1 rRNA gene is annotated in these 438 nt (G+C 50.9%); it reads left to right on the forward strand.

Features of this window, described 5'->3' with window-relative positions:
• Positions 1-438, forward strand: a 16S ribosomal RNA gene (locus CIL03_RS20010); the annotation flags it as partial.

Genomic DNA, 438 nt, shown 5'->3' on the forward strand with positions numbered 1-438 from the left:
GCCACATATGTAGTGCCAGCAGCCGCGGTAATACGGAGGGTGCGAGCGTTGTCCGGAATTACTGGGCGTAAAGGGCAAGTAGGCGGAATGGTCAGTCAGATGTTAAAGGCACCGGCTCAACCGGTGTAAGGCATTTGATACTGCCGTTCTAGAGTAAGGTGGGGGAAGACAGAATTCCTGGTGTAGCGGTGGAATGCGTAGATATCAGGAGGAACACCGGAGGCGAAGGCGGTCTTCTATACCATTACTGACGCTAAATTGCGAAGGTGTGGGTATCAAACAGGATTAGATACCCTGGTAGTCCACACAGTAAACGATATGCACTAGGTGTTGGGGGAGATAATCCTTCAGTGCCGCAGCTAACGCGTTAAGTGCATCGCCTGGGGAGTACGATCGCAAGGTTAAAACTCAAAGGAATTGACGGAAGGTAGATTCATC

This window comes from Virgibacillus indicus, assembly GCF_002266285.1.
In the GTDB taxonomy this organism is placed as follows: domain Bacteria; phylum Bacillota; class Bacilli; order Bacillales; family Amphibacillaceae; genus Virgibacillus_K; species Virgibacillus_K indicus.